Annotated in this window: 14 protein-coding genes; 7 read left to right on the top strand and 7 right to left on the bottom strand. The window is 74.5% G+C overall.

Translation table 11 applies throughout. The annotated features are described in order from the left end of the window. Positions 1 to 58 precede the first annotated feature (58 nt). Positions 59 to 1462 carry a cysteine desulfurase/sulfurtransferase TusA family protein gene (locus tag DEH69_RS10070; RefSeq protein WP_113686574.1) on the top strand — a complete coding sequence of 468 codons (1404 nt, stop codon included), beginning with the start codon at positions 59 to 61 and terminating at the stop codon, positions 1460 to 1462. Between the two features lie 113 nt (positions 1463 to 1575). Here the strand turns inward: DEH69_RS10070 and DEH69_RS10075 are convergent, their stop codons facing one another. Beyond that, the gene (locus DEH69_RS10075; RefSeq protein WP_181727349.1) at positions 1576 to 2550 is read right to left on the bottom strand and encodes a carbohydrate kinase family protein; all 975 of its coding nucleotides are present in this window, start codon (positions 2548 to 2550) and stop codon (positions 1576 to 1578) included. A 167-nt stretch (positions 2551 to 2717) separates the two neighbouring features. Between DEH69_RS10075 and DEH69_RS10080 the strand changes: the two genes are divergently transcribed. Beyond that, a complete protein-coding gene (locus tag DEH69_RS10080; RefSeq protein ID WP_181727350.1) occupies positions 2718 to 4310 on the top strand; it encodes a hypothetical protein in 1593 nt (530 codons plus the stop codon). A 79-nt stretch (positions 4311 to 4389) separates the two neighbouring features. Here DEH69_RS10080 and DEH69_RS10085 read toward each other — a convergent pair whose 3' ends face one another. After that, a complete protein-coding gene (locus DEH69_RS10085) occupies positions 4390 to 4743 on the bottom strand; it encodes an iron-sulfur cluster assembly accessory protein (RefSeq protein WP_113686577.1) in 354 nt (117 codons plus the stop codon). Between the two features lie 257 nt (positions 4744 to 5000). Between DEH69_RS10085 and nadA the strand changes: the two genes are divergently transcribed. Then, complete coding sequence (gene nadA / locus DEH69_RS10090; RefSeq protein ID WP_113686578.1) at positions 5001 to 6188, top strand: quinolinate synthase NadA; 1188 nt, start codon at positions 5001 to 5003, stop codon at positions 6186 to 6188. A gap of 55 nt (positions 6189 to 6243) precedes the next feature. Here the strand turns inward: nadA and DEH69_RS10095 are convergent, their stop codons facing one another. From DEH69_RS10095 to DEH69_RS10110, 4 genes are all read right to left on the bottom strand, one after another. Beyond that, positions 6244 to 6921, bottom strand: coding sequence for a response regulator transcription factor (locus DEH69_RS10095; RefSeq protein WP_113686579.1), 678 nt, complete (start codon positions 6919 to 6921; stop codon positions 6244 to 6246). Beyond that, positions 6918 to 8186 carry a sensor histidine kinase gene (locus tag DEH69_RS10100; protein ID WP_113686641.1) on the bottom strand — a complete coding sequence of 423 codons (1269 nt, stop codon included), beginning with the start codon at positions 8184 to 8186 and terminating at the stop codon, positions 6918 to 6920. Before DEH69_RS10100 ends, DEH69_RS10095 begins: the two co-directional genes overlap by 4 nt. 75 nt (positions 8187 to 8261) lie before the next feature. Further along, positions 8262 to 8540, bottom strand: coding sequence for a hypothetical protein (locus tag DEH69_RS10105; RefSeq protein WP_113686580.1), 279 nt, complete (start codon positions 8538 to 8540; stop codon positions 8262 to 8264). A 53-nt stretch (positions 8541 to 8593) separates the two neighbouring features. After that, a complete protein-coding gene (locus DEH69_RS10110) occupies positions 8594 to 9400 on the bottom strand; it encodes a PspA/IM30 family protein (RefSeq protein WP_113686581.1) in 807 nt (268 codons plus the stop codon). Between the two features lie 256 nt (positions 9401 to 9656). Here DEH69_RS10110 and DEH69_RS10115 point away from each other — a divergent pair, with 256 nt between their 5' ends. Both DEH69_RS10115 and DEH69_RS10120 read left to right on the top strand, forming a co-directional pair. Next, a complete protein-coding gene (locus tag DEH69_RS10115; protein ID WP_113686582.1) occupies positions 9657 to 10247 on the top strand; it encodes a DUF3043 domain-containing protein in 591 nt (196 codons plus the stop codon). Between the two features lie 97 nt (positions 10248 to 10344). After that, positions 10345 to 11373 (top strand): S1C family serine protease, encoded by a 1029-nt coding sequence (locus DEH69_RS10120; RefSeq protein WP_113686583.1) that lies wholly within the window; start codon positions 10345 to 10347, stop codon positions 11371 to 11373. A 77-nt stretch (positions 11374 to 11450) separates the two neighbouring features. Here DEH69_RS10120 and DEH69_RS10125 read toward each other — a convergent pair whose 3' ends face one another. After that, entirely contained in the window at positions 11451 to 11663 is a 213-nt protein-coding gene (locus DEH69_RS10125) for a hypothetical protein (protein ID WP_113686584.1), read from the bottom strand. 223 nt (positions 11664 to 11886) lie between these two features. On the opposite strand from DEH69_RS10125, the gene DEH69_RS10130 reads away from it, so the two are divergent. Beyond that, complete coding sequence (locus tag DEH69_RS10130; protein ID WP_113686585.1) at positions 11887 to 13086, top strand: bifunctional adenosylcobinamide kinase/adenosylcobinamide-phosphate guanylyltransferase; 1200 nt, start codon at positions 11887 to 11889, stop codon at positions 13084 to 13086. A 53-nt stretch (positions 13087 to 13139) separates the two neighbouring features. Beyond that, positions 13140 to 14249 carry a nicotinate-nucleotide--dimethylbenzimidazole phosphoribosyltransferase gene (locus DEH69_RS10135; protein WP_113686586.1) on the top strand — a complete coding sequence of 370 codons (1110 nt, stop codon included), beginning with the start codon at positions 13140 to 13142 and terminating at the stop codon, positions 14247 to 14249. Positions 14250 to 14293: the final 44 nt, after the last annotated feature.

The raw sequence follows: 14293 nt of genomic DNA on the forward strand, positions 1-14293 counted from the left end.
CGCACGTCCCCGACCTGGGGATTCACCGGGGCCGCCGCGGTGGCGTTAGGTTGCGCGCGTGCCCTATTTCGACGCCGCGAGCTCCCTTCCCCCGCATCCCGTGGCCACCCAGGCGCTCCTGGCCGCGCTCGACGACGGGTGGGCCGACCCGTCGCGCCCGCACCGCGAGGGCCGCAAGGCGCGCCTGCTGCTCGACGCGGCCCGCGAGGCGGCGGCCGAGGCGGTGGGCTGCCGCCCCGACGAGCTGACGTTCACCTCGTCGGGAACGCGCGCGCTGCACACGGGCGTCGCGGGCGCCCTGGCCGGACGGGCCAGGGTGGGGCGGGAGTTGCTGGTGTCCGCGGTCGAGCACTCGGCGGTGCTGCACGCGGCAGGGACGCATCGGGCGGCCGGGGGCGGCGTCACGGAGATCGGCGTGGACCGCGAGGGCCGCGTGGCGCCCGAGGCCGTCGCGGCGGCGCTCAGGGCGGCGACCGGTGGCCCCGCGCTGGTGTGCGTGCAGTCCGCCAACCACGAGGTGGGCACGCGCCAGCCCGTCGAGGAGATCGCCGAGGTGTGCGCGGCCGCGGGCGTTCCGCTGCTGGTGGACGCGGCGCAGTCGCTTCCGTGGGGCCCGGTCGGGGGCGGCTGGTCGCTGCTCGCGGGCAGCGCGCACAAGTGGGGCGGGCCCGCGGGGGTGGGGCTGCTGGTGGTGCGCAAGGGGACGCGGTTCGCGCCCGTGGGGCCCGCGGACGAGCGGGAGTCGGGGCGGGCGCCTGGCTTCGAGGACATCCCGGCGATCGTGGCGGCGGCGGCCTCGCTGCGGGCCGTGCGGCAGGACGCGCAGGCCGAGGGGGCGCGGCTCGCGGGTCTTGTGGACCGGATCAGGGAGCGCGTTCCCGCGCTGGTGCCCGATGTGGAGGTGGTGGGCGCCGCGGAGGAGCGGCTGCCGGGGATCGTGACGTTCTCCTGCCTCTACGCGGACGGCGAGGCGCTGCTGCACGCGCTCGACCGCGAGGGGTTCGCGGTGTCGTCGGGCTCGTCGTGCACGTCGAGCACGCTGACGCCGAGCCATGTGCTGCGCGCGATGGGCGTGCTGTCCGAGGGGAACGTCAGGGTCTCGCTGCCACCGGGGACGGCCGAGGCGGACGTGGAGCGCTTTCTCGCGGTGCTGCCGGGGGCGGTGGCGGGGGTGCGGGAGCAGCTGGCCCCGCCGGTGCCGGTGACCGCGGGCGAACCCGAGGGCGGGCAGGGCGCGTTGACCGTGGACGCGCTGGGGCGGCGCTGCCCCGTGCCGGTCATCGAGCTGTCCCGGGTCATCGGCCGGGTGCCGGTGGGCGGGGTGGTGACCGTGCTCGCCGACGACGCCGCCGCCCGCCTCGACATCCCGGCCTGGTGCGACATGCGCGGCCAGGAGTACCTGGGCGAGGCGCCGCACGGCGCGGGCCGCGGCACGGCGTACCGGGTGCGCCGCGCGGTGTGAGGACGGGCCGGGGTGAGGACCGGCCGGGGTGAGAACGGGCCGGTGTGAGGACCGGCCGGGGTGAGGACGGGCCGGTGTGACGGCGGGCGGCGTGGGGCGGGCGGCGGCGTGGCTCAGCGCAGGTGGGCGCGGACCTCGTCGGCGGCGTCCATGCCGTACGCCTTGGCGAAGCGCTCCATGAACGGGCCGCGGTGCAGCGTGTACTCCTGGGTGCCGACGGTCTCGATGACCAGGGTGGCCACCATGCAGCCGACCTGGGCGGAGCGTTCAAGCGACGTGCCCCACGCGAGCCCCGCGAGGAAGCCCGCGCGGAACGCGTCACCCACGCCGGTCGGGTCGGCCTTGGCCTCCTCCTGGGGGGCGGCGACCTCGATGGTCTCCCGGCCCGCGCGCTCGATGCGGACGCCGCGGGGGCCCAGGGTGGTGACGCGCGTGCCGACCCTGGCCAGCACCTCGTCGGCCGACCAGCCGGTCTTGCTCTCGACGAGGGCCTTCTCGTACTCGTTGTGGAAGAGGTAGGCCGCGCCCTCGGTCAGGGTGCGGATCTCCTCGCCCTCCATGCGCGCGAGCTGCTGGGAGAAGTCGGCCGCGAACGGGATCCCGCGCGTGCGGCACTCCTCGGTGTGGCGCAGCATCGCCTCGGGGTCGTCGGCGCCGATGTGCACGAGGTCGAGGCCGCCGACGCGCCGGGCGACCGACTGGAGCTCGATGAGCCGGGCCTCGCTCATGGCGCCCGTGTAGAAGGAGCCGATCTGGTTGTGCGCGGCGTCGGTGGTGCAGACGAAACGCGCGGTGTGCAGCAGCTCGGAAATGCGCACGGACGCGGTGTCCACGCCGTGCCGGTCGAGCCAGGCGCGGTACTCCTCGAAGTCCGCGCCCGCGGCGCCGACCAGGATGGGCGAGGCGCCGAGCTGCCCCATGCCGAAGCAGATGTTGGCGGCCACCCCTCCGCGCCGCACCTCGAGGGAGTCGACCAGGAACGACAGCGAGACGGTGTGCAGCTGGTCACCGACGAGCTGATCGGCGAACCGGCCGGGAAAGGTCATCAGGTGATCGTGGGCGATGGAGCCGCTGACGGCGATACGCACGGTGGTCTGCTCCCGTGAAGGCGACAAAGGGCTCCTCAGACTATCGGCCCCCGCGGAACCGCTCGGCGGAGCGGGCCGTCCAACGGGCATCCGGCGAACCGGCGCGTGCGGCGGCGAGTTGGGCGGGTGTGTGGCGATGCAGGCGAGCGATTCCGAGGAGCGGTGACGTGGCTGAGGACATGGCGGGGGACATGGCTGGGGACGTGACCGGGAACCTGGCGGACGGCAAAGGCGCGAAACACGAGGGCGCGGACCACGGCGGGAGCGGCGCCGACCAGCGCCGTCTCGGCCTGGCGCGGGGCACGGCGATCGCGGTCGGGGTGGCGCTCATCGCGGGCGGTCTCTTCGGGGCCGAGCGCCTGTTCGCCGACTCGGACGGCGCGGCGGAGGGCGGCGCCCCGTCGGGCGGGGCCGTCGCCGAGCCCGCGCCCATGGCGCCCTCGGACGAGGGGGGCGGCTCAAGCGCGTCGTTCGCGGGGGTCGCGCTCCGGCTCGCGCAGACCCCGCCCGACGCCCCGGAGTTCGCGCCCGCGTACACGCTGACGGACGTCTCGCGCGAGCGCGCGCAGGAGCTGGCCGACGCGCTCGGCATCGACGGCGAGGTGCGCGACGGCGGCGACGCGGGCTGGGCGGTGACGGGGGCGGATCCCGGCGGGATGTCGCTGACGGTGGGGAAGCGGGGGCCCGGGCACTGGTCGTTCAGCCCCTCCGCGGTGGCGCTGCCCGCCGACCCGCGGGGCGCGGAGCCGGGGACCCCGGCTGAGCCGGTCCCGCCGCGCGAGCCGAGCGACGCGCTGGAGATCGCGCCGGTCGCCCCCGACGACCCGGACGCCCCTGTCACCTCGGACGGCGCAGGCAGCGCGGGCGACACGGACAGCGCGGGCGACTCGGGCAGCGCTGGCGACTCGGGCAGCGCTGGCGACTCGGGTCCTGTGGTCGAGGCGCCGGGGATGCCGCCCGCCGACGGCACTCCCCCGCCGACGCCCGACGAGGCGCTGGAGGCGGCGGGCCCGCTGCTCGACGCGCTCGGCCTGGGCGACGCCACGGTGGTCACGGACGCGACAAGCGGCTCGCAGCGCATCGTCAGGGCGGTTCCCGAGGTGGCGGGGCTGCCGGTGCACGGGCTCGACACGGAGATCTGGATCGGCGCCGGCGGCTCGGTGTTCTCGGCGTACGGCGCGCTGGTGCCGGGGCCCGCGGAGGGCGAGGAGTACGCGGTGCCGCCCGCCGATGACGCGGTCGCCGAGTACAACAGGCTGATCGGCGGCGACGCGCAGCCCGCCGACGCCACCGCGCGGTTCGGGCTCTCCGCGCTGCCGCTCGACGACGGGGGCACGGTGCTCGCGCCGTCGTGGCTGTTCACATACGCGCTGCCGTCGGGCGAGCGGCTGACCACGAGCCAGCCCGCCGTGCCGCGGGACGAGGCGGAGGCGCCCGCCGAGCCCGATGGCCCCGGGGAGCCGGTCGCGCCGGGGGCGCCCGATGAGGAGCCGGGGGACACGGGCTGGTCGATCGCGCCCTACGAGCCGTCGGACCGCACGCTGACCCTGACGTTCTGGGGCGGGGTGTGCAGCGACTACGCGGCGACGGCGCGGGAGTCGGACTCCTCGATCACGGTGAGCCTGGAGAGCACGACGACCGCCCCCGAGCTCGCCTGCATCGCGGTGGCGGAGGAACAGACGACCGAGGTCGCGCTCGACGAGCCCGCGGGGGAGAAGGAGCTGCTCGACTCGCGGGGCGAGCCGCTGCCCGTGCGCTGAGGAGAGAACGCCCGGAGAGAACGCGACGCCCCGCGCGCCCACGTGCGGGTGGGCGGGCGGGGCGCCTGGAGCCTTCGGCTCAGCTGAACGAGTCCCCGCAGGCGCACGAGCCCGTGGCGTTGGGGTTGTCGATGGTGAAGCCCTGCTTCTCGATGGTGTCCACGAAGTCGATGGACGCCCCGCCGAGGTACGGCGCGCTCATGCGGTCGGTGACGACCTTCACGCCGTCGAAGTCCTTGACGATGTCGCCGTCGAGGGACCGCTCGTCGAAGAACAGCTGGTACCTCAGCCCCGAGCACCCGCCCGGCTGGACCGCCACCCGCAGCGCGAGGTCGTCGCGTCCCTCCTGCTCGAGCAGGCCCCTGACCTTCGCCACGGCCGCCTCGGAAACGATGATGCCGTCGCTGACAGCGGTCTCTTCCGTTACGGACATCTGCGTATCTCCCGGGTAGTACGGAAAGCTCTGGCGGAGGCGCCAACACACCGCCGTCCGATTCCATTCCCGGCGCGGCGCGTCGATTCGCGTCCCTTTTCTCGTCCCTTCATGCTCGCACACCCGCGGCCAGGACGGAATGTGTCACAGTGACGCGATCCACCTCGTCACAGTGACGCGAACGGGGTTATGCTCAACCCTCAAGCGTCAGAACGACGAAAAGACGTCGCACCACATACAGAAAGGGTGCGTGTGCCGTGAACAGCGCCCAGGCCCTGGACGTCACCCCTACCCCCCTCGCCCTCCTCCTGCTGGGACGGGGATCCGACCCGGCGAGCGAACGCGGCGTGGACTGCCCCGGCGACCTGCCCGCCCCTTCCGACCCCGACCTGGTGGAGCGGGCCCGCGCCGCCAAGGCCGCCCTGGGGGATCGCCTCTTCGTGCTCGGCCACCACTACCAGCGCGACGAGGTCATCCAGTTCGCCGATGTGACCGGCGACTCCTTCAAGCTGGCCAGGGACGCCGCCGCCCGTCCGCAGGCCGAGTACATCGTCTTCTGCGGCGTGCACTTCATGGCCGAGTCGGCCGACATCCTCACCACCGAAGCCCAGCGGGTGGTCCTGCCCGACCTCGCGGCGGGCTGCTCGATGGCCGACATGGCCACCGCCGAGCAGGTCGCCGAGGCGTGGGACGTGCTGACCGACGCGGGCGTGGCCGGGCGGACCGTGCCGGTGACGTATATGAACTCATCGGCCGACATCAAGGCGTTCACGGGCCGCAACGGCGGCACCGTGTGCACGTCGTCCAACGCCAGGCGTGCCCTGGAGTGGGCGTTCGGCCAGGCGGGCGAGGACGGGAAGGTGCTCTTCCTGCCCGACCAGCACCTGGGCCGCAACACCGCCGTGCGCGAGCTCGGCATGAGCCTGGACGACTGCGTCGTCTACAACCCGCACAGGCCGGGCGGCGGGCTGACCGCCGACCAGCTGCGCCGGGCCAGGATGATCCTGTGGCGCGGCCACTGCTCGGTGCACGGCCGCTTCTCGCTCGACTCGGTCGACGAGGTCCGCGCCCGCATCCCCGGGGTCAACGTCCTGGTGCACCCCGAGTGCCGCCACGAGGTCGTCGCCGCCGCGGACCACGTGGGCTCGACCGAGCACATCATCGCCACGCTCGACGCCGCCCCCGCCGGGTCGAAGTGGGCCGTGGGCACCGAGCTGAACCTCGTGCGCCGCCTGGCCGCCCGGTACGCGGACCAGGGCAAGGAGATCGTCTTCCTCGACCGCACCGTGTGCTTCTGCTCCACCATGAACCGCATCGACCTGCCGCACCTGGTGTGGTCGCTCGAGTCGCTCGCGGCGGGCAAGGTCGTCAACCGCATCCAGGTCGACCCGGCCACCGCCCACGACGCGGCGCTCGCCCTTGACCGCATGCTGGCCCTCCCCTGACCGCCGCCGCGGCTGACGGCCGCGCCCTCGGCGGCGGGGCCCTCGGCGGCGGGGCCTACCCCGAGGAGCGCGGGCGGACCAGGCCCGTCTCGTAGGCCAGGACGACCAGTTGGGCCCGGTCGCGGGCGTCGAGCTTGGTCAGCAGGCGGTTGATGTGGGTCTTGACCGTGAGGGGGCTGACGGAGAGGCGCGCGCCGATCTGGTCGTTGGACAGACCGGCCGCGACCTCCACCAGCACCTCGCGCTCCCGCGCGGTGAGCAGGTCGAGGGCGCCCGCGTCGAGGCCCCCGCCGTCGCCGCTCCCCTGGGAGGCCAGGAACGTGGCGATCAGCCCCCGCGTCGCCGAGGGCGAGAGCAGCGCCTCGCCCTCGGCGACGAGCCTGATGGCGTGGAGCAGCTCCTCGGGCTCGGCCCCCTTGCCGAGGAAGCCCGAGGCCCCGGCGCGCAACGCCTCGATCACGTAGTCGTCGGACTCGAAGGTGGTGAGGATGACGACCTTCACGCCGCCGAGGTCCGGGTCGGCGCCGATGGCGCGCGTGGCGGCGAGGCCGTCCATGCCGGGCATGCGGATGTCCATCAGCACGACATCGGCGCCCGCGTCCCTGATGACCTTCAACGCCTCGGCGCCGTCCGACGCCTCCCCCGTCACGGTCATGGCGGGGTCGGAGTCCACCAGGACACGGAACGCGCTGCGCAGCAGCGCCTGGTCGTCGACCAGGACCACCCGGATCACAGGCACCTCCCGCGCGCGGCGGTCACCCGGGCCGCGGCCTCGGGCTCCGCCGGCCTCGGCGTCTGGAGCGGCAGCGTGACCCGCACCCGGAACCCGCCGCCCGGCACGGGACCCGCCTCGCACGTGCCGCTGAGCGCGGCGGCGCGCTCGCGCATCCCGGTCAGCCCGTGGCCGCTGCCCAGCTTCTCGCCCTCGGGCTCCGTGCCGCCTCCGGGCGGCCCGTCGTCGTCCACGGTGATGTCGAGGCCCGGGTCGGCGGCGCCGCCCCCGCGGACGATGCGCACCCGGGCGACGGCCTCGGGTCCCGCGTGCTTGTGCACGTTGGTCAGCGCCTCCTGCACCACGCGGTAGGCGGCCAGGTCGACGGCCGACGGCAGCGGCTCGTGGGCGGCGGGTGCGTGCACGCTCACGTCCATCCCCGCCTTGGCGAACCCGTCGACCAGCTCGTCGAGCACCGCGAGGCCGCGGACCGGCTCGGTCGGCGCGATCGGCTCGTCCTGCTGGCGCAGCAGCCCGACCGTCGTCTGGAGCTCGCCGAGCGCGCGCCTGCTGGCCTGCCTGATGTGGGCCAGCGCCTCCTTGGCCTGGTCGGGGCGCGTGTCCATGACGTGCGACGCGACGCCCGCCTGCACGTTGACCAGGGCGATGTGGTGGGCGACCACGTCGTGCAGCTCGCGGGCGATCCGCATCCGCTCGTCGGCCACCCGGCGCCTGGCCTCCTCCTCGCGCGTGCGCTCGGCGCGGTCGGCGCGCTCCCTGATGGCGTCGACGACGGCGCGGCGGCTGCGCACGGCCTCGCCCGCCGCGGCGGCCAGGCCCGTCCAGGCGAAGACGCCGAGGTTCTCCGCCTGGTACCAGGGCTGGGCGCCGAGCACCATGGCGGCGGGCGTGAAGACCACGGTGGTCGCAAGGCCCACGCGCCATGTGGTGGGCCGGTCGGTGGTGGAGCCGACCGTGAAGAGGGCCACCACCAGGAGGATCAGCACCGAGGGGTGGCGCTCCTGGGGCCCGTGCGAGAAGTAGCCGAGGATCATCTCGGTCAGCGAGACGCAGCTGACGACGAACAGCACCGGCATCGGGAACCTGCGGCGCAGCACCAGCGCGCCACAGCCCACGAGCAGCAGCACCAGGCTGTGGACGGGCAGCTCCCGCTTGCCGAAGCCCTGGCCGCCGCCGGGGGGCCGGGCCACAGTGATGAAAGCGCACAACGCCGCAAGGAGGACCCCCACCGCGATAAGCGCGTCGAACGCGAGCGGATGAGCCATGAGCCACCGCCACGCGTTGGCTCTCTGCTGAGGCTTCACATCACCCTCATCGTGGGGATCCCGTCATCGTCCGGATCAGTCCGGGATCAGCCCGTCCTCGGTGAGCATCGCGCGCACCTCGGCGATGGAAGCCTCGGGGGCGGGGAGGATCAGCTCCGACGGCTCGAGTGAGTCGTCGGGCAGCGCGGTGCCCATGGTCCTGACGGCGTCGAGCAGGGCGGCGAGGGTGCGGCGGAAGCCCTCGTTGTCCCCGGACTCCACCTCGGCCATCAGCTCGTCGTCGAGCTTGTTGAGGGCGGGGAAGTGGCTGTCGTCCAGCCTGACCTGTCCCTCCCCCATGATCCGTACGATCACGATGCCCTCCAGCCGCTCGGCGCGTCAGCCGCGCCGTCCTTTCCCTGCTTGCCTCACTGCTTGTCGAACTTGGGCGATTCCCGGCGCTGCTCCTGCTGGTCCTGCGCCCCGCTCCCCGCGGCGCCGCCCTCGATGGCCTGGCGCCCCGCGGAACTGCCGCCCGCGAGCTCGGCCTTCATCCGCTCCAGCTCGAACTCTACGTCGGCGTTCCCCGAGATCCGGTCCAGCTCCGCGGTGAGGTCGTCCTTCGAGGCGCCGGTGGGGTCGTCGAGGGCGCCCGAGGCCAGCAGCTCATCGATCGCGCCCGCGCGGGCCTGGAGCTGCGCCGTCTTGTCCTCGGCGCGCTGGATGGCCATGCCGACATCGCCCATCTCCTCGGAGATGCCGGAGAACGCCTCGCCGATGCGGGTCTGGGCCTGGGCGGCGGTGTAGGTGGCCTTGATCGTCTCCTTGCGGGTGCGGAACGCGTCCACCTTCGCCTGGAGCCGCTGGGCCGCCAGGGTGAGCTTCGTCTCCTCCGACTGCAGCGTCTCGTGCTGCTGCTGGAGGTCGGAGACCTGCTGCTGGAGCGAGGCGCGGCGGGTCAGCGCCTCGCGCGCCAGGTCCTCCCTGCCGAGGGCGAGGGCCTTCTTGCCCTGCTCCTCGAGGCGCGATGACTGCCCGTTCAGCTGATTGAGCTGGAGCTCGAGGCGCTTGCGCGAGGTGGCCACGTCGGCAACGCCGCGGCGGACCTTCTGAAGCAGCTCGAGCTGCTTCTGGTAGGAGTAGTCGAGCGTCTCGCGTGGGTCCTCGGCCCGGTCGAGCGCCTTGTTGGCCTTAGCGCGGAAGATCATCCCCATCCGCTTCATGACACCGCTCATGGGTCTCGCGCGCCCCCTTCATGACGGACTCGAACCTCGGGCAACTGTGCTGCTGATCCCCTACTACCCTACGGGGCCCCCATCCATTAGCGCACCGCTCGCGCCTGAATGGCTCCTCCCCGAGGACGATCACGGAACGCGGCGTCTCACGCCTGAGGAGTACCCGAGGGTTCAGCGGGCTCGGGGAAGGGGCCGTTGCACGATCGTTTTCGCACGACCAGGAGGGGCGGGCGCGGGGAGAACGTAGGCTGAGGGTGTGTTCCGTAGCCGTTCGAAAGACGATGCCGCCACCCCTCCCGTCGACGAGGAGCCCAGGGGGCGCGACCCGCAGGCGCCGAAGGGGCGTCCCACGCCCAAGCGCAGCGAGGCCGAGGCGCTGCGGCGCGCGGTGGTCAAGCCGCCCACGAGCCGCAAGGAGGCGTCAAGGCGCGCCAGGGAGGCCAGGCGCGCCGCGCTGACCAAGCAGCGCGAGGCCCTGCTCTCCGGCGACGAGCGGCACCTGCCCTCGCGCGACCGCGGCCCGGTGCGCCGTTACGCGAGGGACTTCGTGGACGCGAAGTTCCATGTGGCGGAGTTCTTCCTGCCGATCGCCGTGGTCATCCTGATCATGAGCATGCTTCCGTCGATCCAGGCGAGGAACATCGCGCTGCTCCTGTGGCTCGTCGTCATCGTGATGATCGTCTTCGACTCGATCCTGATGACCCGGCGCCTGAAGAAGCGGCTGCGCGCCAAGTACCCCGACGAGAGCCTGCGCGGCGCGTCGGCCTACGCCCTGATGCGCACGATGCAGATGCGGCGGATGCGCCTGCCGAAGCCGCAGGTCAAGCGCGGCGAGGAGCCCAGGTAGGCGCTCGGCCGCCACGGCCGTCCCCGCGGCCGTCCACCCCTCGAACGGCGTGGCGGGGCATCCCGGGTGACCGGGGGCCCGCGGTCACAATGCGGTCATGGTCCGCAGTTCTGCTTCCGGTGCCGTTCTCGTGTCCGCCGCCGCGCTGCTCGCCGCGGGGACCGGGTGTACGTCGGGTGGCTCGGGCGGCCGTGAGGCGCCGATCCCCGTCGTGAGCGACGACCTCCAGGAGACCTATCAGGACGTGGTGAACGACGTGCTGCCCTCGGTGGTGCAGATCACCACCGAGGACGGCCTGGGCTCCGGCGTCGTGTACGACGACGAGGGGCACATCGTGACCAACGCCCACGTCGTCGGCGAGGGCGAGTCGTTCGACGTGCTGCTCGCCACCGGGCGGAAGGCTGAGCGCGCCGACCTGGTGGCGTCCTACCCCGAGCAGGACCTCGCGGTGATCGGGCTGCGGGACGCGCCGGACCAGCTGAGGCCCGCGACGTTCGGGGACTCGTCGAAGGTGGAGATCGGGCAGATCGTGCTCGCGATGGGCAACCCCCTTGGCCTGTCGTCGAGCGTCACCCAGGGCATCGTCTCGGCCGTGGGCCGCTCGGTGAGCGAGGGCGAGGGGCAGGCCACGCTGGGCGACATGGTGCAGACCTCGGCGGCCATCAACCCCGGGAACAGCGGGGGCGCGCTGGTCAATCTGTCGGGCCATGTCATCGGCATCCCCACGCTCGCCGCGCGCGACCCGGGCCTGGGGGGCGGGCAGGCGCCGGGGATCGGGTTCGCGATCCCGGCCTCGACGGTGACGTTCCTGGCGGACCAGCTGATCGAGCACGGCGAGGTGCGGGACTCGGGGCGCGCGGCGCTTGGCGTCACCGTGCGGACGGTGCTCGGCGACGGGTTCGAGCCGTCGGGCGCGGCGATCGTGGACGTGAACGACGACGGGCCCGCCGCGCGCGCGGGGCTGCGGCCCGGCGATGTGATCGTGCGGGTCTCCGACGAGCAGGTCACCGACGTGGTCTCGCTCTCCGAGGCGCTGGCGGCGCACGGGCCCGGCGACGAGGTCGAGGTGACGTTCGAGCGGGACGGGTCGCGGGAGCGCGCGCGGGTCGAGCTGGGCGAGGCGTGAACGCGCGCGCCGCGCGCCCCGGGGCGCGCGGCGCGGTGCTCGCGGCGCGGTGCTCGCCTCGGGGGGCGAGGGGGCGCTCAGCCCTCCGTGGCGACGTGCAGGCTCATGGGTCCGTAGATCTTCACGCCGTCCTCGAACAGGCTGACCTGGTCCACGCCTTCGGTCAGCAGCTCGGGCCAGATCTCCCCGATCCAGGACTCCGCGTCACCCTGGGTGCCGAAGTCGCCGGGGGCCTGCGCCGGCTCGGTCGTCGTGCCGTCGGCCTTCTCGAACCGCCACTCCCACGCCATGCGAAGCCTCCGCTTCCTGCCGACTGATCCCGGTCCGAACGCTGCCAGGGCCCCGTCGGGGCCCGGTCCGCCCGACTGAACTGATGGCCCGAAAGCCTGATCGCAGACTAAATCACGGCGGGCGCCGACGCGCACCACCGCGCGCGGGTGCTGGCGCCGCCCTGAGGGTGATCGACGGGGGCCGACGCGCGCCCCCCGCGGGCGCCGGGGAGAGGATCGGGGGGTGGATGTCACCCTGCTCGGCACCGGCGCGCCCGCCGGACTCCCGCGCCCCGGTTGCCCCTGCGCCGCGTGCGCCCGCGCACTCGGGGACGAGGTGCGCACGGCCACCGCGTTGATGGTCGACGGGGCGCTCCTACTCGATCTCACGCCGGGGCTCGCGCTCGCGGCCGCCCGCGCGCGGGAGTCACTGCACGGCGTGCGGCAGGTGCTGCTGAGCCACCCGCACGACGGCCCCGCCGTCGCGCTGCCGCCCGAACTCCCCGCGCCCGTGCGGCTGCCCGAGGGGCGCGAGCTGACGCTGCTCTCGGGCCACCGGGTGCTCGCGGTCGCGGTGGACGCGCCCGGCACGGGCTACGCGGTCACCGGGCCCGACGGCGCGCGGCTGCTCTACCTGCCGCCGGGCGCGGCCCCCGCGGGCGGGCCCGTGGCGGGCGGCCCGTTCGACGTGTGCCTGCTCGACGTGGCGGGGCGGCCCGACGCGCTGGCGCTGCTGCGCGCCACGGGCGCCGCGTCGCTGACCACCGACGTGGTGGCCGTTCACCTGGACCACGGCGTGCAACCCGGCGCGGAGGCGCGCAGGCGGTTGGCCGCGGCGGGCGCGCGCGCCCTGCCGGACGGCGCGACGCTCACGGCGGGCGAAGTGCGGCACGTGCCCGATGTGCCCCGGCGCACGCTGGTGTTGGGGGGCGCGCGGTCGGGGAAGTCCGCCGAGGCGGAGCGCAGGCTCGCGGCGTTCCCCCACGTGGTCTATGCCGCCACGGGCGGGCGGCGGGCGGGCGACGCCGAGTGGGCGGAGCGGGTCGCGGCCCACCGGGGGCGGCGCCCGCCCGGCTGGACGACGGTCGAGACGTGCGACCTCGGGCCGCTGCTGGCCGAGGACGACGGGCCGCCGCTGCTGATCGACTGCCTCGCGCTGTGGCTGACCGACGCGATGGACCGCGTGGACGCGTGGGACGACGCGGCGTGGCGGGGCGGCGGCGCCCGTGCGCTCCTGGAGCGCACGGGGGCGCTCGCGGCGGCATTCCGCGCCACGCGCCGCACGGTCGTGGCGGTGAGCAACGAGGCGGGCTCGGGCGTCGTGCCCGCGACCGCGTCGGGGCGCAGGTTCCGCGACGAGCTCGGCCGCCTCAACGCGGCGGTGGCGGCCGAGTGCGAACACGTCCTGCTCGCCGTCGCCGGGACCGTGTCCACGCTGCGCTGACCCGAGGTCAACGCCCGGCGGGGCGGCGGAAGACGCGCGGTACGCTCGTGCGCATGAGTGACGGCGGTCTCAGCCTCGACGACTTCGGCGACCTCATCGAACGCCCCAGTGTCCGCATCCGGCGCAGGGCGGAGGAGCACAGGGCGCGCACGGGCGTTGCGCCCAGGGCGCTGGGCCGGTTGGACGACCTCGGCGCGTGGCTGGCCGCCGCGCAGGGCCGGGTCCCTGTGGCGCCGATCGAACGCCCCAGGGCCGTGCTGTTCGCTGGCGACCACGGCATCGCCGCGCTCGGCGTCTCCGCCCGCGAAGCGGGGACCGCGAGCGCGCTGGTGCGCGACGCGCTGGAGGGCGCGAGCCCGGCGGCGGTGCTGGCCAGGCAGGCCGGGGTGCCGCTGCGCGTCGTGGACCTGTCGCTCGACTGCCCGCCAGAAGAGCTGCCGGACGACGTGTCCCGCCACCGGGTGCGGCGCGGCTCGGGCCGCCTCGACGTCGAGGACACGCTGACCGCCGAAGAGGCCGAACGCGCCTTCCGCACGGGCATGGCCCTGGCGGACGAGGAGGCGGACGCGGGCACGGACCTGGTGGTACTCGGCGACATCTCCGTGGGCGGCACGACGGCGGCCGGTGTGCTGATCGCCGCGATGTGCGGCACGGATGCGTCGGTCGTCACGGGCCGGGGCGGCGTCCGCATCGACGACCTGACGTGGATGCGGAAGTGCGGGGCCATCAGGGACGGCCTGCGCCGCGCGCGCCCGGTGCTCGGCGACCAGCTCACGCTGCTCGCCACGGTCGCGGGCGCGGACCTGACGGCGATGACGGGCTTTCTCTTGCAGTGCGCGGTGCGGCGAACGCCCGTGCTGCTCGACGGCGTTGTGTCGGCCGCCTGCGCGCTGGTCGGCCAGCGGATCGCGTTCCGCGCCCCCGACTGGTGGCTCACGGGCCAGGCCAGCGGCGAGCCTGGCCAGGCCAAGGCGCTCGACCGGATGGCGAGCGAGCCGCTGCTCGACCACGGCATCACGGTCGGCGAGGGCACGGGCGGCCTGCTGGCCCTCCCCCTCCTGCGCGCGGCGGCGGCCCTTGCGGCGGAGCTCCCCGAACGCCCCGACCCGACCACCCCACCCGAGGAGCCCACCACGGAACCGGCGGCGGAGGAAGCGACCTGACGCTGCGCTGGCCCGCACGTTGTGGCTGAGGCGGCACCGTCAAC

The organism is Streptomyces sp. PT12 (genome assembly GCF_003311645.1).
GTDB lineage: Bacteria > Actinomycetota > Actinomycetes > Streptomycetales > Streptomycetaceae > Streptomyces.

What these genes read in the sequence shown, in the direction of transcription:
- DEH69_RS10085 (WP_113686577.1), bottom strand. Translation starts at nt 4,743, where the DNA reads ATGTCCGTAACGGAAGAGACCGCTGTCAGCGACGGCATCATCGTTTCC.
- DEH69_RS10100 (WP_113686641.1), bottom strand. Translation starts at nt 8,186, where the DNA reads ATGGCTCATCCGCTCGCGTTCGACGCGCTTATCGCGGTGGGGGTCCTC.
- DEH69_RS10110 (WP_113686581.1), bottom strand. Translation starts at nt 9,400, where the DNA reads ATGAGCGGTGTCATGAAGCGGATGGGGATGATCTTCCGCGCTAAGGCC.
- DEH69_RS10120 (WP_113686583.1), top strand. Translation starts at nt 10,345, where the DNA reads ATGGTCCGCAGTTCTGCTTCCGGTGCCGTTCTCGTGTCCGCCGCCGCG.
- DEH69_RS10125 (WP_113686584.1), bottom strand. Translation starts at nt 11,663, where the DNA reads ATGGCGTGGGAGTGGCGGTTCGAGAAGGCCGACGGCACGACGACCGAG.
- DEH69_RS10135 (WP_113686586.1), top strand. Translation starts at nt 13,140, where the DNA reads ATGAGTGACGGCGGTCTCAGCCTCGACGACTTCGGCGACCTCATCGAA.